The following is a 20,197-nucleotide window of genomic DNA, read 5'->3' as shown; positions in this document are numbered from 1 at the left end:
CGGCTACCAGTAACGGCGGAGAGACGTGCGACCATAGTCGGGGGAAAGCGTTCGACGACACGAGACCATCTGCACCGCCATGTCACTTTGTTATAGGCTCACTGTCACGGAGTAACACTTCGCTGTGAGTACCAAGGAAGAGACTATAGGACGGTTCGGGCGTACCAACCCGCGCTTGTGGGGACGCCAATCGTCACAAGGAACAACACCCACTGGTAGCCGTTCAACGAATCCATGCGTGCGGCCTCGACCAACGTCGAAGCCGGTGTTACGAGCGCCCACCAGAGCGTGATACCGACCAGAAAGCCACCGAGAACGACGGTAACGCCCGCAATCGTCGCGGGGTCCGATCGCCCTCGAAGCGCGGATCCGAACGCGATGAACGCGACGAGCGAGAGGAGAACGTCGATCAGTTCGACGGGGACCGGAATGGTGTCGTAGTAGACGCTCACTGCGACCGCTGGGGCGAGGAAATAGGGGAGGGAAACGAGGGCGACGACGGCCAGACACGACACCATACCTGCTTTTAGCGCCTTGCTCATGCGCGTATCCAGCCACGCAGCCGAGTTAAGCGTCCCGCTTGAGTCGGAAAACCCACATTACTCGGGAACGAACGGGGGTGTATGGGACTTGGAAGCACGGCAAAGAAGATTCAGAAAGTGGCCGACACCGCGGAGAAACTGTACGCTAAACTGAACGAGATGCGCGAACAGTTGGTCGAAATGCGCGACACGCTGGAGACGACGAACGAGCGCGTCGAACGACTGGAAGCCGAAAACGCACACCAGAAGGCGCTCATCGAGGCGCTGGCGCGCGAGGAAGGAATCGACATCGACGAAGTGCTCGCCGACGTTGAATCCGACGAGACGGCCGGCGATTCCGACGAAACGACCGACGAGACGGTCGAAGCGAGTTCGTGAGTCACCGAGTCGGAAGACATAACAACGACTAACAGCCCTCCCGTCAATTTTTGCGACATGACGACACATCGGGAACCGCTCGACTCGGTCCTCGACACGGTGGGGCAAACCCCGCTCGTCCGTGTTCAAGCCGCGCCCGACGACGTTCCAGTGTATGCGAAGTTGGAGTCGTTCAATCCCGGCGCGAGCGTGAAGGACCGCATCGGGAAGTACATGATAGAGGCGATGCTCGACAGCGGCGAACTCCGTCCCGGCGGGACGGTCATCGAACCGACCGCCGGAAACACGGGTATCGGCTTCGCCGTCGCGGCGGGACAACTCAACGTGAACGCCGTGTTCGTCGTCCCCGAGCGGTTCAGCAAGGAGAAACAACAGCTCATGGCCGCGCTCGGCGCGGAAGTCATCAACACGCCCACGTCGGACGGGATGGGCGGCGCGATCGAACGCGCTCACCGACTCGCGGAGGAGACGGAGAACGCGGTCGTGCCACAGCAGTTCGCCAACCCGCTGAACGTCGAGGCACATTACGAAACGACGGGACCGGAACTCTACGAGGCGTTGGACGGCGACATCGGCGCGGTCGTTGCGGGATGTGGCACCGCGGGCACCCTGATGGGGATGGCGAAGTACGCCCGCGACCAGCACTCGGACACCTACGTCGCCGCCGTCGAACCGGAAGGGTCGCTCTACTCCACGACGAAGGGGGCCGACGTGCCCGAAGAGGAGTATAAAATCGAAGGAATCGGGACGCACGACCCCACGACCAACGAACTGTTCGAACCGGACCTCGTGGACGAAATCATCCAAGTACCGGACGAAACCGCTCACGACGAACTCAAACGCCTCGCACGCGAGGAAGGGCACCTCGTCGGTTCCTCGGCCGGTGCGGCGAGCATCGCGGCCCGACAGGTCGCGGAACAGATTCGAAACGGCGAGATAGACGCACCGGGCAATGCGGTCGTCACCGTCTTCCCCGACTCCAGCGAGCGCTACCTCTCCAAGGGAATCTATCGTTCGTTCGCGGAGTGGGACGGATAGCCGCGCGAACTCTTTCTCCGAAGTACCGGCGGTGCGTACCGATAGTACGGAGCGATATATAGTGAAATTATCAAACTACTAATCGACGCTCCGCAAGGGCCTCTACATCCGAGGCTGACGACCGCCGGTTTCGGTGGCGGTTGCACTGCCACGGGCAACTATCCATGTCACAGACCGACCGAAATACCGCTCCCGCAAAGGCGGTGTACAGGGAGTACATACTGGGAGTCCGAATCGTCACGATACCAACGGAGGATGGAAGCGCCCGCTACCGATTCGAAGCGCCGAATCACGAGGGGGTCCGTTTCGAGGATCCCGAGTTGGCGGAACTGTACGCGGACGTGTACTTCGACGTGAACGGGTTCGAGGAGGCGGGAACGGGCGAACGCGGCGTCCCGCCGGAAATAATACAGGCGGGTCGGGATACGCTTTCGGCGTACTTCCTTACCCAACCGTACACGGACCTCAACTGGGTCGCATCGTTTTACGGCAAAACACCCCCGGAGATAGAGCGATACGTCGCGACGGTTCGGAAGCGGGCCAAGGAGATTCGCTCCGGCGCGGAAAAGATGGGGATGGAGTAGGGGCGGTTCGCTCGGTGCTCGAAATAGGATTCGGTTTCTCGTCGATACTCGGCACATAGCTCCGCGAAAGTTCGTCCCGAGCGGCATCTCGTTACACTCCGAAAGTATCGGATAGGATATTCGAAAACGGACCATAGATAGGGGGAGAGAGAAACGGACGGACGACGCCCCTTCATTCCCACAAGAAAGCCGTTCTCTCGGTGACGTTCTCCGATATTCAAATCCTCGGACACTGTCGGTAAAACCGGTACATAGACGTCGTATCGAACCAAGATACCCCATATAGATATTATAAATTTACATATTGTACTCCTGTAAATCATCGTTCGCATGGTCGAGTTCACCCGACGCAAACTGATGGCCACATCGATCGCCGCCACCCTCGGTGCGAGCGTTTCCACGAACGTCATCGGAATCGAGAGTACCGAACCGCCGGAGGACGACGATACTCCGAATGCCCCCTACGTGAAGGGAAGCCTCAAGCGCTTTTCGTCCACCGCGTTCGGCGCGGAAGTGACGGGACCGTTCGTCTTCGAGGACGGAACGCCCCTGTACAGCCTTCAGCACCCGAGCCGCGACAACCCTGCACCGTACAACACGTCCGGTATCGGCTATTTCGAGGGCTTCCAGTTCTCCATGGACGGAAGCAACGACGATTTCTCCGGGCTTTCGACGCCGCAGACGAACGAGGAGAAGGGAATGATACGGAGCGCGAGCGGCGATTTCACGTTCATCGCGCAGGAAGAGGACCGCATCAACGGCGGCACCGAACGACTCGGCGTCACCCAGACGCCGGACGGGTGGAACATCACGCCCGACAACTTCGCCGGAACGCAGTACGGCGACCCCGCTTCCAATCCCGACTGCAACCAGTTCGTCCCGACGAACGAGGAGGGGTCCGAAGGATACCTCTTCACCAACTGGGAGAACAGCCCCGGAAACGTTTCCCGAATCCCCATCAGTCAGGATGGGGAAGGCGGCTGGACCGCCGATTTGGAGAACGCCGTCAACCTCGCGAACACCGAGCCGATGCGCGAGTTGGGCGGGACGCGGATCAACTGCTACGGCGACCTCTCCCCGTGGAACACGATGATATCCGCCGAGGAGAACTACGCACAGCCCCGCGTCTCCCTGACCGCAACGGTGAGCGATATCGTCGAGCAGGGGACCGGGAAGGACCTCATCGGCGGCTGTCAGTTCTGGAACCGACCGAATCCGAACGGAATTCAGGAGGCCATCGACGGCTATTACGGCGACGAATCGTGGGGCGTCCAGGGCTACTGGGCGCTCACGGGCCTCGAATTCCTCGCGTACTACCTCGGTGCCGAACGGGTCGACCAGACGTCGTTGCCAGTCGACCAGTCCTCCGATGACGCGAGCAACACGACGAAACCGATAGGGGACGTCTACCCGAACCCGTACCGCTACGGCTACTTCGTCGATTTCCGCGACCCGATGGCGGAGACGCCACAACCCATCAAGTACTACGTGATGGGCCGGGCGTCGTGGGAGTCGCCCGACATACAGAGCGACAAACGAACCGTGTACGGCTGTTCCGACGGCGACAGCAAGGGCATTTACAAGTTCGTCGCCGACGAGGAAATCGACGGCTACTGCGACCCGATGAACGTCGCGGGGACGCTCTACGCGCCGAAAGTGACCAACGAGGAAGCGGCGAAGAAGAACCCGCCCGCCGACGTGAACCTCGAATTCGAGTGGTTGGAACTGGGCCACGCCGCGAACGACGAGGTCGAAAAGTGGATTTCGGAATACGATGACGTCACGCAGGTCGATTACCTCGAAACCCACGCCGACGCCGACTGGGAGGACGACCTCGAAACGGCACTCGAAGAAGCCGACAAGGAAATCGTCGAAAACGGCAACCGGAACTACATCACCAACGAGGAAATCGTCGAGTGGGCCGAGCAGTACGAGAATGACGGTCCGGACGGCGTCGACGAGGAACTCAGGAAGGTCCCCTTCCTCGAAACCCGCGCGGCCGCCAAGGAAATCGGCGCGACCATCGAGTTCAACAAGGCCGAAGGCGTGGACAGCGTCGACGGTGCTGGACCCGGCGATTACGTCTACTTCGCCATCTCGGCACTGAACGACGCGCTGGCCGACACGCTCGGTGACATTCGACTCGACCGCGTGGACGGCGGCGTCGTCTACCGCGCCGAACTCGAGGACGACTACAACGTCTCGACGCTCGAACCGGTTATCGTCGGCCCCGACGCGAGCGACCCAGCGGACATCGCGGACGACGCGCTCATCAACGTCGACAACATCTACGTGATGGACGACGGCCGCGTCCTCTGCTGTGAGGACGCCGACAAGTTCGGTCGGTCGTACAGCAACGACTGCCTGTACGTCTACGAACCCGAAGAGTAGAAACGACCGACACGTCGCATTTTTCGACGGTTAGCGAGGAGATTGCCCCATCAGCCGACCGTGTTCGACCTTCATACAGCGGTCCTGCACTACGCGCTTTCCGGCGTCCTCCGCCCGTTTCGCTGCATCGTCGTCACGGATTCCCAACTGCATCCACACCACGTCCACGTCGTCGCGTTCGAGGACGGCATCGACGATTTCGGACACCTCCTCGCTCGGCCGAAACACGTCCACGATGTCTATCTCCTCGTCCACGTCGTCGAGGGAATCGGCGGCCTCCCGTCCGAAGATTTCGTCCGCGAAGGGGTTGACCGGGATGACCTCGTAGCCGTGATCCCGGAGATATTTCGGTATCTCGTGGGCGTCCTTTCCGGGCGTCGAAGAGCAGCCAACGACCGCGATCGTATCGAGTTCGAGAACGTCTCGAAGTTCCTCGTCTCCTTCGATTGGCATGCCGGAACGAACGCTACGAGCGCGCAAAAGCGTTGGCCCTCCGGGCACAAGGCGTCGATAGTATCGGGTCAGAGCAGTTGCCAATCGGTCGTCGGGCCGACGCCCTTCAACCGAACCTCGGACCCGCCGTCTTCCGCTTCGCGAACCTCTATCTCGCCGTCGAACAGCTGCCTAAGCGTACTCATCGTCTGGGCATCGTGGGCCGACGAGTCGATGACGAACAAACCGAAGGCTTCCGCGCTCTGTACTCGACCGGTGAAAACGTGAAGGAACCGAAACACGGTCTGGAGGTTCGAGTACATGAGAAGCGTCGAGAGCGAGTCGAAGGCGATTCGATTGGAACGGACGCCCGAATCGTAAAACCGCTGGAGGAACTCGGAGAGCTTGATACCGATTCCGGTCATGTCCACCGGCGAAGAGGCGAATTCGACGCTTTCGACCCGCTGTGGACTCATCCCCTGCTGTTTCGAAACGCAGTCGACCACCCCGATGAAGGAGTCCCGACCGTCGAGCCGGGATTCGTAGTCCGAGAGCACCTGCTCACCCGTGCTTTTCGTCGTTACGATGATTATCCCGTCGCCATCACCGTGTGCGAGCACGTCGAACGCGAGCCGCCGCTTTCCCGTCATCGGCGGTCCCGCAACGAGCAGATTCGTTCCCGGGTTGAGTTCCGTCTCGGGAAACGGCTCACCTATACTGTACATGATACCTCATCACCGCGCACGGTCGCACCGCATTGTTCGATACTGAGCCCGGGAGAGAGCCGACGAAGTGCCAGTTTTCTCCCCCTTTCTCATCTGGGATTAATATCTTGGGAACCGCTTATATTCTTTTTGATTGCTATCTATTCATCCGAAGACACTCAAATGAGAACGGCTATGCGACCGATTACGAACGCGATCGCAGCCAAGAACATACCATATTTTAAGTGGTTTTGTCCAGCTGTCGGATCGTCGAAACTCTCGGCGGCTGCATAAAGCATGATGGCATCCGCCGGGAGGACGACCGCGAGATAGGCACCTCCGAACACACCCCACAGAAACGGGAGCGGGCTCGCCGCTATCGCGATGAGAAGCAGCACCACCCCGAACGCGGTTGCGGGGCGGGCACCGATGGCCAGCGGAAGCGTGTTCAGTCCCTCCTCACGATCACCCGCCATGTCCTCGACATCTTTGATGATTTCGCGCGTGAACGTCGAGAGCGCGGCGAGGAGAAAGAGGATACCCGCCGTTCGAATTCCCTCGACCGGAACGGCGTGGCTTCCGGCGTCGGCCGCGACCGCGGCACTCCCGAACAGAAACGTGCTGCCGCCGAGGTAGGCGACCACGGCGTTCCCCACCCCCGGCAGTCCCTTGAACAGCCTCGTATAGGCCACCAGCGCGATGAGGTTGAGCGCCGCGATGGCGATCGCGAATACGGGCAGTGCGAGCGCAGCGACGATGGCACCGACGAACAGCACGACGCTGAAAATCAGCCCGCCTCTCGGTGAGACCGCGCCGCGCGGTATGGGTCGGTTCGGCGCGTTGATGCGGTCTATTTCGCGGTCGAAGTAGTCGTTGATGGCGTTGCCCGCCCCCGTCGCCAGCCACGTAGCCATCACGGCCGCCGCGACCTGAACCGGCTGTGAGTCGGTGAAGACGCCACCCGCGACGAACGCCCCGATGAACGTGAGCACGCCCGCCGCGAAGGTGTTTCCCGGACGTGTGAGTTCGAACAACCCCTTCGCACGTCCGTCTGTACTCATACGGCGACGTACTCGGGCCACGCCGTATAAATGGTCGGAATGCGATTTCCACGAGACGAAACCACGACGTTTAAAAAGAAGGGGCCAGTATCGTTGAGTACGGGCGCTTAGCTCAGTCTGGACAGAGTGCTTGGCTTCGGACCAAGTTGCCGCGGGTTCAAATCCTGCAGCGCCCACTTGCTTCCGCGAACAACTTCGTGAGCGGGAGCAACGTGACGCGCGAAGGATTTGAATCAGAGAGTGAAGCGAAGCGGAACGACCGTGGTTCAAATCCTGCAGCGCCCATCATTCTGCGAGGAACGGACGTGACGAGCGGATGATGTCTGCGAAGGATTTGAATCCTGTCAGCCGCAGCCCGGACCGGCGCGAAGCGCCGCATGCCTGGAACGTCTGACTTTGGTTCAAATCCTGCAACGCCCATGGTTCTGCGAGGAACGAAGTGAGGAGTCGAAACTGGTCAAAGGATTTGAAGTAGACCAGACGAAGTTCACAATCCTGCAGCGCCCATGTTTCTGCGAGGTACTCCGTTGCGAACCGTGGAGAGCGGTAACTGCCGACGACGGGGCCGATAATCGGCGTTGCTCGGTGACTGCGAGCGAGAACGCACCGATTAACAAAGATTCGGTGTCCCGTCTGGCTGGTGAGATGCCCCACGACACTGCCGGACGCTTGTTTATCGGAGTATTCGTTCTCATGCTCGTCATCGCAGGGGGTTCCGGAGCAGCAGTGCGCCAAGACGTGCAAACGACATCTTCGACTGCGGCAGTCGGAAGCGACGAGCGTGTTACGGACCGTCCTCAAGTCACCGAGTGCAACTATACGGGGCTGTCCAGCAGTGTTTCGACCGGAGTCGTGGAAGTGGCAGCTCACAATAAGGTTTCCGCGTGGGAGGCTTCGGGATGGATATACGAAATAAACGACTCGGGCGCGTACATCGTCACAAACTGGCACGTGGCTGAATTGGACGATCCGACGGATATCGACGTCGGATTCGAAGGCGGTCGATGGGCGGAGGCGACCGTTGTCGGGGCGAACGAACCCACTGACATCGCCGTGATTCGAGTAGAGAACGTCCCCGAATCAGCCACTACGGTACCGGTCAGCCGAGATTCGATCGAACGAGGGCAAGAGATAGCCGTCTTCGGTTCGCCGTTATTTTACGAGGAGACGGTTACAGGGGGCATTGTGAGCGGCGTCAACCGATCACTGACGTACCAGAACGCGGACGACGTCACGGTTCCGACGGCACCGATGATACAGACGGACGCGAGTATCGAATTCGGGAGCAGCGGCGGCCCGTGGGTGAACTGTCAAGGTGAAGTCGTCGGCATGACCGTTGCCGGTCCCACTTCCGTAACGAACTTCGGAATCTCGTCGAGGGCACTTCGCGTGATCGTTCCAGCCATCATCGCCGACGGATCCTACCCGCTCTCGTACATCGGCGCTGGAACGATCGATGTAGACGCGACCGTCGCCGAAGTGAACGACATCGACACTACGCGAGGAGTGATGGTGGCCAATCTGACCGCGAATAGTCCGGCACGGAACAAGCTACGACCGGCCACCGCTGTTTCGAAGGGGATCCGGCAGTATGCGATTCCCGTCGGCGGCGACGTTATCCTCGCCGTCGATGGCGTCCCCGTCGAAGATACGGCGGATCTCTACACGTATCTCTACTTGGAAACCCGTCCGAACGAAACGGTGACGTTCACCGTTCTCCGTAACGGAGAGCGGCAAAGAGAACGGGTAACTGTCGGTGAATATCCGGTGCGGCCACCGCAAACATCGACGACAACACGAGCGACTTTCTCCGAAACGACGATGACACAATCTACGACGGCGTTGTCTTCTACTGAAACGATGAGTGGCCGCAGATGACAGTGGGCGGAAATATCGTTCATCGAGTTTTTTAGGTCGATAGAAGCGAACGCCGGTCGGTGACTACTCCCGTCGTTCCCTGCCCATGGTGTGGAACTCGTCGTTTGGCCGCCAGTCGGCGAACAGCGCCATCCGGTTCGAGAGGTTGAAGAAGGCCGTCACGCTCCCGATGTCCCATATCTCCTCGTCGCTGTAGCCGACGTCGGACAGCAGTTGAAGGTCGTCCTCGGACACCTCCGTCGGCCGTTCGGTGAGTTTCACCGCCACGTCGAGCATGGCCATCCGTTTCTCGCTCACGTCGGCCTGTCGGTAGTTCGCTACCAACTGGTCGGCGAGGGTGGGGTGTTTCGCGTAGATTCGAACGAGCGCGCCGTGGGCGACGTTACAGTAATAACAGTGGTTGACGCCGGAGACGGCGACCACTATCATCTCCACCTCCTCGCGGTCGAGCGACGTGTCGTCCACGAGGGCGTCGTGAAACGCCATGAACGCGCGGAAGTGCGAGGGCTTGTACGCGAGCGCCGCGAACACGTTCGGCGTGAACCCGGCGCGCTCCGTCTCCTCGTCGATGCGCTCGCGGAGGTCGTCGGGAATTGCCTCGTAATCGGGGACCGGAAATCGTCGCTGTGCCTCGTCGGAGAGGGTCGGTTCGGGCATGACGCCGAATTCGGCGTGCCGCCACTTAACGAGGCTCTCCGAAGCGAAAGTGAACGCTAACCGGTATCCTCCGGACGTTCACGGCGTCACTGCGGGGGGATCGTTCCCGAGGCGAACCCGAAGGGACCGGTGTCGATTTAACAGTCCTCTTCGGAGTCGTCGTCGTCGCTCGATTCGGAATCGTTCGATTCGTCTTCGCTTCCCGATTCCTCGCCGCTCGTCCCGTCCGACGAACCGCTATCGCTGGACTCGCTGTCGTCACCGGACTCATCATCGCCAGTCGATTCTTCGTTCGTATCGTCCGATCGGTCCTCCGTCTCGGTCGACGTCGTCCCATCACCGCCGTCGGATTCTTCGCCACCGTCGTCGGACCCCTCGTCCTCGGTGGTCGTGGTCGTCGTCGAGTCCGACGACCCGTCGCCCTTGGCGATGACGGTCGACTCGTCAGGCGTGAGGAGGGCGACGACATCCTTCTCGTCGTTGTTCAACACTTCACCCTCGTAATCGAGTTTCACGTCCGCTATCGGGACTTCCTTCGCGCCGGTCGCGACGATGAGGGATTGGCCGCCGCCGATGACCGTTCCCTCGGGCAGTTTCCTTCGTTGGTCGGTGCCCGAGTTGCCGTATTCGAACGCGACGACGTAGCCCGAAACGTCCACGTCGTCCATCTCCGTGTTCTCGAACACGACGTACTCCTCCTCGGACGCGACTTGCGTGACTTCGATGGGGAGACTCTCCTGTGCGATGACCTGACTCGAACCTGCGCCGACGGTTGCGAGCGTTGCGACTGCACCCAGTACCGAGCGTCGTGTAGTATCCATGTACAGAACGGTAGATACGTTCGAACGCCAAGAAACGCAGTTAAATAATACGGTCATGTCTGGTAACGTATTGTGGTGTATTTTTTACAGTAACGAATGTTCGGATAGATATTTCCGGCGAGCTGTCGAAGACCCCGACCGAGTGACATCGATGATAGCGAACGATTATGATTCTCGTTCGCATCCATCGTAGTATGGTTTGTCCGTATCTCGACTATCGGAATGGGGGGAACGAACCGACCGACCAGGCGAACGCCACGGAACGGGTCTTCGACGAACCGCGAGCGTTCTGCACCGTCGCCGGGGAGTTCGTCCAACCGATGCGTGCCGACATCTGCAACGACCGATACGGACTGGAACACGACCGCCACTGCGAGATATACCGGGGACACGATGCGGGCGGGGAAGACGAATGAGCTATGCGAATTACCTCGCGGGCGACCCGGTCATCGTCACGGCGGCGCTGACGGGCGGCGTCCACGGAAAGGAGGCGAACCCGAACCTGCCGGAAACACCGGAGGAAATCGGTCGCGCGGCGGCCGCCGTCGAGGAGGCGGGTGCCGCCGTCGTCCACGTCCACGCTCGCACCGAAAACGGCGAGCGGTCGTTCGAAACGGAGCGGTTTCAGGCGATAGACGACGCCATCAGGGAACGAACGGACGACCTTATCATCCAACACTCGACGGGCGGCACCGCCGCACCCGCTACGGACCGTCACCTTCCGCTGCGAACCGACCCGCCGCCGGAAATGGCGTCACTCGACATGGGACCGCTGAACCGGTACGACCACCTCACGAGCGAGAACACCCGAGCGATGGTCGATTCGCTCCACGAGGAGATGCGGGAACGGGGAATCAAACCGGAATTAGAGGTGTTCAACGACGGCCACCGAAACGAGGTGTACGGCCTCCTCGACCGGCGGGATCTCGCCGAACCGGTGTACGCGACGCTCATCTTCGGGCCGGGAACCCTCACGCGCCCGACGCCGCAAAACTTCCGAAACGCCATCGAGGATTTGCCCGACGGCGTGTTGTTCAACACGCTCGGGTTCGGCCGACATCAGTTGCCGTTCGCGACGATGGGCATCCTGTTCGGCGGCCACGTGCGCGTCGGATTGGAGGACAACGTGTACTATCGTCGCGGCGAACTCGCCGAAAGCAACGCGCAACTCGTCCGGCGGGTCGTCCGTCTCGCGGACGAACTCCAACGGCCGGTCGCGACGCCGTCGGAGGCGCGCGAGATTCTCGGCCTGCACTGAAAGCCGAACGGGCGAATCGACTCGGAATTCGCCGGTAGAGTGACGCACCGAGGACGCGAACGTTCCATCGACAATGACGACGCCCGAAGAACACGAAACGCGAATTCATCGCCTCTACGACGGGGTGTGGAACGGGAACGAACCGGAAATCGCCGACGAACTCGTCCATCCCGAGTACGTCATCCACGACCGGGAACTCGCCGAGGAACTCCGCGGCCCGGAGTTGTACAAGGCGCTCGCGGATTCGACCCGGGAGATATTTCCGGACATGGAGTTCGCCATCGAGGACTCGTTCGCCGCGGGCGACGAGGTGGCAGTTCGCTGGACGATGGTCGGCACGCAGGAGGGCGCGATGGTCGGCGTCGAACCGACCGGAAAGCGGGTGACGCTTCGTGCCATCGAAATCAATCGATTCGAGGGCGGCCTCCTCGCCGAAACGTGGACGCAGAGCGACATGCTCTCGCTGCTGGAGCAACTCGATGCGGTCTGAGTTCGGAGAAAGAACTTACACACCCACACCCCGTTTTTTCGGGTATCGACAATGGGGTCCGACGACACGTCCGACGCGGCGACGGCCTTCGGCACGCTGAGCGACCCGACACGGGTGGAAATCGTTCGGGAACTCTCGACCCGCCAGCGGGAGCAACCGGGCAGTCCGGCCCTCTCGTTCGCGGAGTTGCGAAAGGGCGTCGGCGTCCGTGATTCCGGGCGATTTCTGTATCACCTGAAGAAACTCCGCGGCCACTTCATCGAGAAGACCGAGGAGGGGTATCGGCTCAACTACGCCGGCAGCGAGATGGCCGCGTCCATCCTCGCCGGAACCTACACCGAGCGCGAAACGCTCGGCCCGGTCGAACTCGACAGCACGTGCATCGACTGTGATGAACCCGCCAGCGGCCGGTACGAGGACGGAATCCTCACCGTCTCCTGCGAGAACGACCACGCACTGTTTCAGTGGGGTCTGCCGCCCAACGCCGCCGCGGACGTGACGGTCGAACAGCTGGTCGAACTGGCGACGACGCTCCTCTTTCACGCCGTCGAACTGTCGCTGGTCGGGACGTGTCCGAAGTGTTACGACGCGATGACGACGGTCGCCGAACCCGTCGAACCCGAACACCTCGCCCCGCGGTTTCGTGCGACCTGCGGGACGTGCGGGTGTCTGATTCTCGGTCCGCTCGGCTTCTGCCTGCTCGGTCAAACGGACGTGAACGCGTTTTACCGCCGTCACGGGCGGGCGGTGGAGACGGCCTACCTGTGGGAACTCGAATTCGCGGGGAACGACGCGTCCCTCGTCTCGGAGGAGGATGACGGAAGATACGTGCTGTCCTTCCGACTCGACGACGAGGAACTGTCCGTCGCCATTGACGACACCGCCCACGTCGCGGAAACGACTCGTCGAACGGTGGAGTAAGTGTCGGATTTCCAATCGAAGAATCGTTCGCCAAACACTGAAACGACTGACCGACCCATCTATCCCCGATGTCCGGCACACGCAGTCTGGCCGAGTCCGGTGACGGAGACGAGTCGAATCGACGCGAGGGAATCCTCGCGCGTCTTCCCGACCCGACGAACCTCTTCCTCCTCGGTTTCATCTCGATTCCCGGCTATCTGTTCCCCTCGCTTCGGCCCCTCCAACGGTTCGCCCTGTTCTTCCTCTTCGGAATGTGGCCGTTCGTTCGCGGCGTCCTGCCCTCGTTCGGCGGAGACGAGGAAGACCCGACCGACTGGATCGCCATCGGCGGAAAATCGTACACTCGACGCTCACGGTTGTCCCTCCTCATGTTACAATTGAATCCGTTCGTGTTCGTACAGGGCGTGCTCCAGTTCGCCGGACACGTCCCGATACTCCTCAGATACCGCGGTCGGTTGCCGAACCCCGACCGGTTCGAGCAGTCGGGGTCCTATCGATTGCCGTTCGGCGATGCCCCGGTGCGGGGCGGGTCCATTGACGACGGAATGACCGCGACGAACGGTGGAACGTGGGCGGTCGTCAACGGAAGTCCCACCCGAGAGCACTCCCACTCGTGGAGCATCCTCACCCAGCGATACGCCTACGACTTCGTGATAACGGACGATGAGGGACGCACTCACGTCGGTGACGGATCGCATCCGGAGCAGTACTACTGCTACGGCGAACCGATACTCGCACCCGCGGACGGTGTCGTCGTCGAGGCGCACGACGGCCATCGAGACGGACCTCGCGCCGGCGGCTGGCTCGACCTGCGTCAGCGCAACATCCTCGGTAACCACGTCACCATCGAACACGCTGACGGCGAGTACAGCGTCTCGGCACACCTCCAGCGCGGGAGCGTCGCGGTCACGGAGGGCGATCGCGTAGAGCGCGGACAGCGGGTCGGTCGCTGTGGCCACTCCGGCAATTCGACGGAACCCCACCTTCACTTCCACGTCCAAGACCGCCCGAACTTCTATCTCGGTATGGGGCTGCCGATTCGGTTCGACGAGGTTCGCACGACGACGGAAGACGGGGCGGCGACTGGAGGCGGTCCGAGGACGAACGAGGAAGAAGCAGTGGAAACGAGATACATCTCCGCCGGACAGCGGGTGGTTTCGGACTCGGAGTGAGAACGGTCACTCCTCCTCACGGAATCGATAGAGGGACAATCCCGCTCCGACGAAGCCCGAAACGGCCGTGAACACTCCTAACCCGTCCTGTCCGGCGGGCGACGTGGTTTGCATTCCCGCGCCGTTCGCCCCCGATTCGGTCGTCGTATCGCGGGTCGTTTCGCTCGTCGTGCCCGTCGTCTTTTTCGGACTTGATGTAGTTACCGTGGTTTCGGTCGTTCGTGGGTCGGTCGTCGTCCGCGTACCGGCCGTTTCCGTCGTTTTTCGTGCCGTCGTTTCCGTTCCACCTGAGCCGTCACAGCGACCCGTCCGAATGACGACCGGTCGTTCCATATCGAGCGACTGCCAGCGATGTCCCGACGAATCGGCGGCGAGGGCGTACCATCCCTCGACCGGCCCGACGTAGTTTCGGTTCACGTGCTGTCCGTACAACCGCGCTGCCTCGTTGAACGCGGGGTCGATTGTCACCACGTCGTCCCGGGTGAGTCCCCGGAACGCGCCGCCGTCCGCACCGCCGCCGTGATAGGAATCGCCCGCCCACGTCCAATCGACCTGCCATCCGCCGTCCGATTCCACGAAGGTGTCGTAGTTGGTCGAAGCGTCGTACTGGTCGTCCGTTACCGCCCACGTCCCGTCCTCCGGAAGTCCCGAGAACCGAAACGTGACGGCTCCGCCGTCCTCGCTGCCGCGCTTTCCGTGCATGAAGACGAGGCTCGTCCCCTGCCGACCGCGGTAGAGATAGAGGACGCTGCTTTTCGCCCGTTCGAATGTGGTCGCGGGACCGTACGCGCTGTACCAGCCTTCGAGGTCGGTGTCCGACGAGCGGTAATCGTAGAACTCCTCGACCGGAGTGTCGGACGTGACTATCCCGAGCGGAACGCAGGTGTCGCCCTGTTCGAGGACGAACTCCGAAGGGCGGATGAACCCGTTCGAGAAGGACCAATCGCGGTCCGCTTCGCTTCCCGTCGAAGCGTCGCTGGTTGCGCCTACCGTGCCGATTGCGCTTCCCGCTCCGACGACGCCGGTGGTTGCGAGGAGGAACGTCCGCCGGTCGAGTCCGTCCCGTGTCGGTTCTGTCATGCTGCGTGACGGGTCGTCTTCGTCGGGAAGGGATGACGGGCGGGCAAGTCCGAGGGGGATGCCGAGTGCGCCGTCATTCCGACACCACCCTGAGGGCGGACGGAAGCCGCCGGTACACCCCGGTCACGGCCTGCATGCGGGCGGCCTTCCGCTGAACCGTGTGGTAGGCGACCGGTTCCGGACCGAACTTCGATTTGTACCGGCAGAGGCGGGGCAAGTTCGCGCCGACGAGGTCGTACCGGGACAGCCCTCGATCCCGTGCATCCCGAATGATGTGCCAGTCGAGCAGGTCGTTGATGGGTACGTCGAGGTCGTGTTTCGCGCCGCCCTGCCACCGGTAGATGGTGTCCCCGCCTTCGAGCGTGACCATGCCGCCGAGGATTTCCCCGTCGCGCTCGCAGACGTAGGGGCGGACGCACCCCTCCGGCAGTCGCTCGTAGAGTTCGGTCACGAACGCGGAATCGATGCGGTACTCCTTTCCCTGTGCCGCGTGGCGGTCCTGAATCTGGCCGATGATCGCCTCGATTCCTTCGACGCCCGCCTCGCGAATGGTGCAGTCGTCGTCGCGATTCCTGACGTTGCTCCTGGCGTCCCGGCTGAACCCCATCAGCAGGTCCTCCTCCGTCAAATCGAGGATGTAGGTGTACGACGGCGAGACGTCGAACCCGTTCCACGAGAACGGGCGGAGGTCGGTGTAGCCGTCCACGGTCCGAACGTCCACGTAATGCGGGTCGATTTCGTCGTCTATCCACGACAGACAGCCGTCGATGAACGACCGGTGTCGTCGTTCCGCCTTCCGCTGTTTCAGCTTCGAGAAGTTGAGCAGGGCCGGGCCGAGGTAGTACACTTCGAGGTGCGGCGGCGGCGAGTACACCATCCGAAACGGCCCCTTCGTCGTCTCGAAGAGCGGGAAGATGCCGACCGGTTCCTGTCCCTTGTAGCCGACGAGGAGCCGTAACTCCGCGTTCGCCGTTTCCGCGAGGTGCGTGAGCGCCTCGCGTCGGTGAAACGGGGTCGTTTCGTCCGATCTGTCCACGAACGAGTTCCATCGTTCGAGCGTGCTGTCGTCCGCTTCCGTTACGTCTATCGTCATGTTTTCATTCCAAGTAGCCGAGTGCCGCGAGTCGGTTCTCCATCCGTTCCTCGGATGTGGTCGATTCGTCCGGTTCGGTCGCGCGGGTCGATTCGGTCGCGCGTTCGGAGTCCCCCGCTTCCTGCCGCCGCGTCGAGTACGACCGCTTCCCGACGAACTCGACGGGCGACAACACCTCGCCGTCCATCTCGGTGCTCATCGGGACGCCGAACAGGGCGAGGAGGGTCGGCGTCACGTCGAAGATGTGGGCGTTTTCGAGGGGGCCACCGACGCCGTCGCCCGCCATCGCGACGACGCCGTCTCGCTTGTGGTTCCACGGTTGGCCCGGTTCGGCGAACTCGTCCCCCGAAAGCTCCGCCGAGAGGAAGTGGTCGAAGTCGGCAGGAACGGTCACGATATCGACCGCGCGGTCTTCCTCCGGCCCGTCGAAGTACGCTTCCCGGCGGGCGACGTCCTCGAACAGCGGTTCCCCGTCCGGCGTCTCGACGCCTTCGAGGAGGGAGATGAGGTCCGTCCGAAGTGATTCGTATCGCTCCGGCGGGACCACGCCGTCCGGGTCGCGGCCTTCCAAATTGATGCGGACGCCGCACTCGATTCTGGCCCGCATGTACGCCTCCGAGGCCGGGAAGTCAACCTGCCTGCCGCTGGCCCGGACGACGCCCGAGGGAACGTGTTCGGAGGCGAACTCCCGAAGTCCGACCGCCGACAACAGTCTCCCCGCCCGACTGGTCGTGATGCCGTAGTCGGCGGCGACGGCGGTCAGACGGCGGAGCAGGCTTCGGTTTTTCGCGCCTTCGTCGTCCGCGTCCGACCCGTCGCGAAGCCGCGATTCTCGCGTCGGAACCCACGAAGGCATCCCGTCGCCGCCCTGCGTCACCGCCGCGTAACCGTGCTCCGCGAGGAACTCGTTGACGTAGAAGCCGGTGCCCGTCATCTCGCCCATTCCGTGATCGCTGACGACGAGAACGGTGTCCGGGTCCGTCGCGTCGAGGACGCGTCCGACCTGTTCGTCCACCGCTTCGTACACCGCCCGAACCGTCCCCCGTTCGTCGGGGAACTCGTGGAACACGGTGTCGGTCTGCTGGAACTGGAGGAACCCGAAGTCGGGGTCGTACCGGTCCGCGAGCAAGCAGAAGGCCTCTCCGCGCATCTCCACCACGTCGCGATACTCGTCCGCGGCCTCCTCGGGCGAAGCGTCCGTCGTTTCGGGGTACACCCGATACTCTCCCATCTCCTCCCGGAGGTCGGAGAGCAAGTCCGGCGGGTGACATCGCGGAGCGTCGGGAGCCATGTACCCCGGCACGAGCGCGCCGTCGAACTCCCGTGGCGGATGCGTGACCGGGACGTTGACGACGACGCTCGTGAGTCCCTGTCGGGAGAGGTGTTCCCAAACCGGCACGGCGCGAACGTCCGACCCGTCGACGACGCTCCAGTCGTAGCCGTCGTAGTCCAGAAAGCTGAACACGCCGTGCTTGCCGGGGTTGACGCCCGTGAACAGCGACGGCCACGCGCTCGGCGTCCACGGCGGGAGTTGCGACTCCAACGGCCCGGAAAATCCGTCGTCGAAAATCGAGCGGAGATTCGGCAGTCTCCCCGCCGAAAACAGCGGGTCGAGGATCGGCAGACAGGCACCGTCCAGACCGAACACCAGCGTCCGCAGGCCGTCGCCGTCGTCGCTCATTCAGTCGTCACCCCCGTTTTCGGTCGACGGGAGCTTGATGAGCGGGTCGTCCGACGACTGCGCGGGAGGCCCGTCGGATTCCTGACCGTCGGATTCCTGACCGTCGGTTTCCGTGACGTCGCACAGTCGCTTCGTGACCGGCATCTCCAGCAGGGTCAACAGCGTGTAGAGTTCGACGGTGTTGTCCTCGCCGTCCAGATGGTCGCGGTAGCTTCGCCGCACGCCGTCCCAATCGAGGTGCGGATGGGAGTCGATGAGTTCGCGGTTTTCGACGAGCGCGTCCCGAACGAACCCGTTGCTCCGGACGAACTCCTCGTCGTTCGGCCACGGGCCGTGCGTACACCACGGCGTCGGCGGCGTCTCCGAATCGAGATGCTTCCACCGGAGCGCGTTCAGGTGCCTCCCGAGGTACTCGACCGGGAACGAGCGGTTCGTCGGAACGCCGGATTCCGAATGGGGAACCTCGGCGAGGCTCGGATCGAGTCGCTCGATCGCCCGGTGAACGATGTTGCGCCGGAGTTGGTATTTGACCGGCATCGAGAGATGCAGGTCGATGAGCCGGTTGTCGAGGAACGGCGTTCGGTACGGACCGAGCTGTCTGAGGCTGTTCGTGTAGATGAGTTCGGTGTCGTTCGACAGCGGGTAGTAGTCGCTACAGAGGACGAGTTCCCGAATCGACGGATATCGAACACCGTGGTGGTCGATTTCGCCGTCCGCAGTCGCGGAGATGTTCTCCCGGAGGACGGATTCGAGGTCGACCTCTCCGACGAGATACTCCGGTGCTTCGGCCGCTCGTCGTTCGATGAACTCGTCTATCGTCCGTATCGGCGTTTCGAACGGCAGCGTCACCTTCCCCAGCGAACCGAGCGACAGTTTCGGCGACGGAATCGAGTGACCCTTGAACAGCGTGTCCGCGTACAGTCCGGACATGAGGGTGTCCACCGATCCCGTGATTTCGTCGGCGAACGCCGTCGGGTAGCCCTGTTTGTACCACCCGTCGAAGTTCGAGAGGGAGGGGTTTTCCGCGAGCGAGCGTCGTCGATACTCCTCGTCCCGGTGAAGGGGGTGGAACTCGCTCCCGGCGGCGGTGGCGACCTCCTTCGCGACTCGCGCCTCGCGGTTCGGCCAATCGTTCATGTGAAAGCCGACGACCGGACGGTCCATCGCGGCCATGAGAAGCCGCGAATCGCTTCCCCCGCTCAACAACAGGCCGTACTTCCGGTCGTCGCGTACCCACTCGGAGAGCACCCGCCGGAACCGTTCGACGAACTCCTCGACGAAGTACTCGAACGGTTCGTCCTTCGGCCTGTATCGGGGACACCAATATCGCCGTGACTCCGTCGATAGCCCGTCGAGGTCGATGGCCGTGACGCTCGCGGGCGGAAGCCGTTCGATGCCCGAAAGCGGCGTCGTCACGCCGAAGGACCGTTTGAACGCGAGAAATTCGGCGAGGTAGTCGCGGTCGAACTCCGGTTCGACGCCGGGACATCGGGCGAGCGCCTGTATATCGGTCGAACACAGTAGCGTGTCGTCCGTGCGCGCGTGGAAGACCGGATACGATCCCAATCTGTCGGTGATCAGGAAGACGGTTCGCTCCTCCCGGTCGTATATCACGCCGGCAAAATCACCGTTTAGCCCGTGGACGAAGTCGATGCCGTCCGATTCGTACAGGTTCGCACAGTACGTCGGGGTGTCGATTCCCGCCGGTCGGGGCTGATATGCGCCGTTTCGCTCGAAGCCGTACACCTCGCCGAGAACCCACACCAGCGCGTCGTTCGTGACGGTTTCGACCGGCTGTTCGTCCGCCAGCGCCGGATGAAACCCGGCGTTCACCGCGACGGTCTCGTCGGCGAACGACTCGGTTCGTTCGCCGTCACCTCCGTATACGCTCGGAAACGCGTCTAAGCCTGCCATACGGTCGCCGAAGGCACCGAGCAACCCGATCACGTGTCAGTGCCTCCCGGCTCACACCGGACTCCGTTCTCTCCGACAACACTCGCGTAGCCGTCGGTAGCC

At 62.1% G+C, this 20,197-nt stretch carries 20 protein-coding genes and 1 tRNA gene; 11 read left to right on the top strand and 10 right to left on the bottom strand.

The genetic code is table 11. From position 1 onward, the window contains the following. Positions 1 to 143: 143 nt before the first annotated feature. Entirely contained in the window at positions 144 to 542 is a 399-nt protein-coding gene (locus tag LJF34_RS04965; RefSeq protein ID WP_231183670.1) for a hypothetical protein, read from the bottom strand. Positions 543 to 623: 81 nt separating this feature from the next. Here LJF34_RS04965 and LJF34_RS04960 point away from each other — a divergent pair, with 81 nt between their 5' ends. From LJF34_RS04960 to LJF34_RS04945, 4 genes are all read left to right on the top strand, one after another. Next, on the top strand, positions 624 to 920 hold the full coding sequence (locus LJF34_RS04960; protein WP_231183669.1) for a DUF5798 family protein: 297 nt from the start codon (positions 624 to 626) through the stop codon (positions 918 to 920). A 57-nt stretch (positions 921 to 977) separates the two neighbouring features. Further along, on the top strand, positions 978 to 1,958 hold the full coding sequence (locus LJF34_RS04955; protein WP_231183668.1) for a PLP-dependent cysteine synthase family protein: 981 nt from the start codon (positions 978 to 980) through the stop codon (positions 1,956 to 1,958). Between the two features lie 164 nt (positions 1,959 to 2,122). Further along, positions 2,123 to 2,542: a hypothetical protein gene (locus tag LJF34_RS04950; protein WP_231183667.1), complete on the top strand. Its 420-nt coding sequence runs from the start codon at positions 2,123 to 2,125 to the stop codon at positions 2,540 to 2,542. Positions 2,543 to 2,872: 330 nt separating this feature from the next. After that, entirely contained in the window at positions 2,873 to 4,933 is a 2,061-nt protein-coding gene (locus LJF34_RS04945; protein ID WP_231183666.1) for an alkaline phosphatase PhoX, read from the top strand. A 30-nt stretch (positions 4,934 to 4,963) separates the two neighbouring features. Here the strand turns inward: LJF34_RS04945 and LJF34_RS04940 are convergent, their stop codons facing one another. The 3 genes from LJF34_RS04940 to LJF34_RS04930 all read right to left on the bottom strand — a co-directional run bounded on the left by LJF34_RS04940 (position 4,964) and on the right by LJF34_RS04930 (position 7,130). After that, positions 4,964 to 5,386, bottom strand: coding sequence for a CoA-binding protein (locus LJF34_RS04940; protein ID WP_231183665.1), 423 nt, complete (start codon positions 5,384 to 5,386; stop codon positions 4,964 to 4,966). Positions 5,387 to 5,454: 68 nt separating this feature from the next. Beyond that, positions 5,455 to 6,090: a recombinase RecA gene (locus LJF34_RS04935; protein ID WP_231183664.1), complete on the bottom strand. Its 636-nt coding sequence runs from the start codon at positions 6,088 to 6,090 to the stop codon at positions 5,455 to 5,457. A 158-nt stretch (positions 6,091 to 6,248) separates the two neighbouring features. Beyond that, positions 6,249 to 7,130 (bottom strand): geranylgeranylglycerol-phosphate geranylgeranyltransferase, encoded by an 882-nt coding sequence (locus LJF34_RS04930; RefSeq protein ID WP_231183662.1) that lies wholly within the window; start codon positions 7,128 to 7,130, stop codon positions 6,249 to 6,251. 101 nt (positions 7,131 to 7,231) lie between these two features. Between LJF34_RS04930 and LJF34_RS04925 the strand changes: the two genes are divergently transcribed. Then, a tRNA-Arg gene (locus LJF34_RS04925) sits at positions 7,232 to 7,306 on the top strand. A gap of 682 nt (positions 7,307 to 7,988) precedes the next feature. Continuing rightward, positions 7,989 to 9,008, top strand: coding sequence for a trypsin-like peptidase domain-containing protein (locus LJF34_RS04920; RefSeq protein ID WP_231183660.1), 1,020 nt, complete (start codon positions 7,989 to 7,991; stop codon positions 9,006 to 9,008). A gap of 63 nt (positions 9,009 to 9,071) precedes the next feature. Here LJF34_RS04920 and LJF34_RS04915 read toward each other — a convergent pair whose 3' ends face one another. Both LJF34_RS04915 and LJF34_RS04910 read right to left on the bottom strand, forming a co-directional pair. Beyond that, complete coding sequence (locus tag LJF34_RS04915; RefSeq protein WP_231183659.1) at positions 9,072 to 9,665, bottom strand: peroxidase-related enzyme; 594 nt, start codon at positions 9,663 to 9,665, stop codon at positions 9,072 to 9,074. 137 nt (positions 9,666 to 9,802) lie between these two features. Further along, on the bottom strand, positions 9,803 to 10,486 hold the full coding sequence (locus tag LJF34_RS04910) for a lamin tail domain-containing protein (protein WP_231183658.1): 684 nt from the start codon (positions 10,484 to 10,486) through the stop codon (positions 9,803 to 9,805). 194 nt (positions 10,487 to 10,680) lie between these two features. On the opposite strand from LJF34_RS04910, the gene LJF34_RS04905 reads away from it, so the two are divergent. The 5 genes from LJF34_RS04905 (at position 10,681) to LJF34_RS04885 (ending at position 14,327) form a co-directional block, all read left to right on the top strand. After that, positions 10,681 to 10,902: a hypothetical protein gene (locus LJF34_RS04905; RefSeq protein WP_231183657.1), complete on the top strand. Its 222-nt coding sequence runs from the start codon at positions 10,681 to 10,683 to the stop codon at positions 10,900 to 10,902. After that, complete coding sequence (locus LJF34_RS04900; RefSeq protein WP_231183656.1) at positions 10,899 to 11,744, top strand: 3-keto-5-aminohexanoate cleavage protein; 846 nt, start codon at positions 10,899 to 10,901, stop codon at positions 11,742 to 11,744. Before LJF34_RS04905 ends, LJF34_RS04900 begins: the two co-directional genes overlap by 4 nt. Positions 11,745 to 11,817: 73 nt before the next feature. After that, positions 11,818 to 12,234 (top strand): ester cyclase, encoded by a 417-nt coding sequence (locus LJF34_RS04895; RefSeq protein ID WP_231183655.1) that lies wholly within the window; start codon positions 11,818 to 11,820, stop codon positions 12,232 to 12,234. 51 nt (positions 12,235 to 12,285) lie between these two features. Then, positions 12,286 to 13,155: a winged helix-turn-helix domain-containing protein gene (locus LJF34_RS04890; RefSeq protein ID WP_231183654.1), complete on the top strand. Its 870-nt coding sequence runs from the start codon at positions 12,286 to 12,288 to the stop codon at positions 13,153 to 13,155. Between the two features lie 68 nt (positions 13,156 to 13,223). Beyond that, positions 13,224 to 14,327 (top strand): M23 family metallopeptidase, encoded by a 1,104-nt coding sequence (locus tag LJF34_RS04885; RefSeq protein ID WP_231183652.1) that lies wholly within the window; start codon positions 13,224 to 13,226, stop codon positions 14,325 to 14,327. Positions 14,328 to 14,333: 6 nt separating this feature from the next. On the opposite strand, the gene LJF34_RS04880 is transcribed toward LJF34_RS04885, so the two are convergent. From LJF34_RS04880 to LJF34_RS04865, 4 genes are all read right to left on the bottom strand, one after another. Then, on the bottom strand, positions 14,334 to 15,407 hold the full coding sequence (locus LJF34_RS04880; RefSeq protein ID WP_231183650.1) for a hypothetical protein: 1,074 nt from the start codon (positions 15,405 to 15,407) through the stop codon (positions 14,334 to 14,336). Between the two features lie 73 nt (positions 15,408 to 15,480). Further along, positions 15,481 to 16,500: a GNAT family N-acetyltransferase gene (locus tag LJF34_RS04875; protein ID WP_231183648.1), complete on the bottom strand. Its 1,020-nt coding sequence runs from the start codon at positions 16,498 to 16,500 to the stop codon at positions 15,481 to 15,483. Positions 16,501 to 16,504: 4 nt separating this feature from the next. Beyond that, complete coding sequence (locus LJF34_RS04870) at positions 16,505 to 18,181, bottom strand: alkaline phosphatase family protein (RefSeq protein ID WP_231183646.1); 1,677 nt, start codon at positions 18,179 to 18,181, stop codon at positions 16,505 to 16,507. Then, positions 18,182 to 20,095 carry an asparagine synthase-related protein gene (locus LJF34_RS04865; protein ID WP_231183644.1) on the bottom strand — a complete coding sequence of 638 codons (1,914 nt, stop codon included), beginning with the start codon at positions 20,093 to 20,095 and terminating at the stop codon, positions 18,182 to 18,184. It lies immediately after the preceding gene. Positions 20,096 to 20,197: the final 102 nt, after the last annotated feature.

This window comes from Haladaptatus sp. DYF46, from assembly GCF_021083305.1.
Taxonomy (GTDB): Archaea; Halobacteriota; Halobacteria; order Halobacteriales; family Haladaptataceae; genus Haladaptatus.
This window is presented reverse-complemented; position numbering and strand designations above follow the sequence as displayed.

What these genes read in the sequence shown, in the direction of transcription:
- LJF34_RS04965 (WP_231183670.1), bottom strand. Translation starts at nt 542, where the DNA reads ATGAGCAAGGCGCTAAAAGCAGGTATGGTGTCGTGTCTGGCCGTCGTC.
- LJF34_RS04960 (WP_231183669.1), top strand. Translation starts at nt 624, where the DNA reads ATGGGACTTGGAAGCACGGCAAAGAAGATTCAGAAAGTGGCCGACACC.
- LJF34_RS04955 (WP_231183668.1), top strand. Translation starts at nt 978, where the DNA reads ATGACGACACATCGGGAACCGCTCGACTCGGTCCTCGACACGGTGGGG.
- LJF34_RS04950 (WP_231183667.1), top strand. Translation starts at nt 2,123, where the DNA reads ATGTCACAGACCGACCGAAATACCGCTCCCGCAAAGGCGGTGTACAGG.
- LJF34_RS04945 (WP_231183666.1), top strand. Translation starts at nt 2,873, where the DNA reads ATGGTCGAGTTCACCCGACGCAAACTGATGGCCACATCGATCGCCGCC.
- LJF34_RS04940 (WP_231183665.1), bottom strand. Translation starts at nt 5,386, where the DNA reads ATGCCAATCGAAGGAGACGAGGAACTTCGAGACGTTCTCGAACTCGAT.
- LJF34_RS04935 (WP_231183664.1), bottom strand. Translation starts at nt 6,090, where the DNA reads ATGTACAGTATAGGTGAGCCGTTTCCCGAGACGGAACTCAACCCGGGA.
- LJF34_RS04930 (WP_231183662.1), bottom strand. Translation starts at nt 7,130, where the DNA reads ATGAGTACAGACGGACGTGCGAAGGGGTTGTTCGAACTCACACGTCCG.
- LJF34_RS04915 (WP_231183659.1), bottom strand. Translation starts at nt 9,665, where the DNA reads ATGCCCGAACCGACCCTCTCCGACGAGGCACAGCGACGATTTCCGGTC.
- LJF34_RS04910 (WP_231183658.1), bottom strand. Translation starts at nt 10,486, where the DNA reads ATGGATACTACACGACGCTCGGTACTGGGTGCAGTCGCAACGCTCGCA.
- LJF34_RS04905 (WP_231183657.1), top strand. Translation starts at nt 10,681, where the DNA reads ATGGTTTGTCCGTATCTCGACTATCGGAATGGGGGGAACGAACCGACC.
- LJF34_RS04900 (WP_231183656.1), top strand. Translation starts at nt 10,899, where the DNA reads ATGAGCTATGCGAATTACCTCGCGGGCGACCCGGTCATCGTCACGGCG.
- LJF34_RS04895 (WP_231183655.1), top strand. Translation starts at nt 11,818, where the DNA reads ATGACGACGCCCGAAGAACACGAAACGCGAATTCATCGCCTCTACGAC.
- LJF34_RS04890 (WP_231183654.1), top strand. Translation starts at nt 12,286, where the DNA reads ATGGGGTCCGACGACACGTCCGACGCGGCGACGGCCTTCGGCACGCTG.
- LJF34_RS04885 (WP_231183652.1), top strand. Translation starts at nt 13,224, where the DNA reads ATGTCCGGCACACGCAGTCTGGCCGAGTCCGGTGACGGAGACGAGTCG.
- LJF34_RS04880 (WP_231183650.1), bottom strand. Translation starts at nt 15,407, where the DNA reads ATGACAGAACCGACACGGGACGGACTCGACCGGCGGACGTTCCTCCTC.
- LJF34_RS04875 (WP_231183648.1), bottom strand. Translation starts at nt 16,500, where the DNA reads ATGACGATAGACGTAACGGAAGCGGACGACAGCACGCTCGAACGATGG.
- LJF34_RS04870 (WP_231183646.1), bottom strand. Translation starts at nt 18,181, where the DNA reads ATGAGCGACGACGGCGACGGCCTGCGGACGCTGGTGTTCGGTCTGGAC.
- LJF34_RS04865 (WP_231183644.1), bottom strand. Translation starts at nt 20,095, where the DNA reads ATGGCAGGCTTAGACGCGTTTCCGAGCGTATACGGAGGTGACGGCGAA.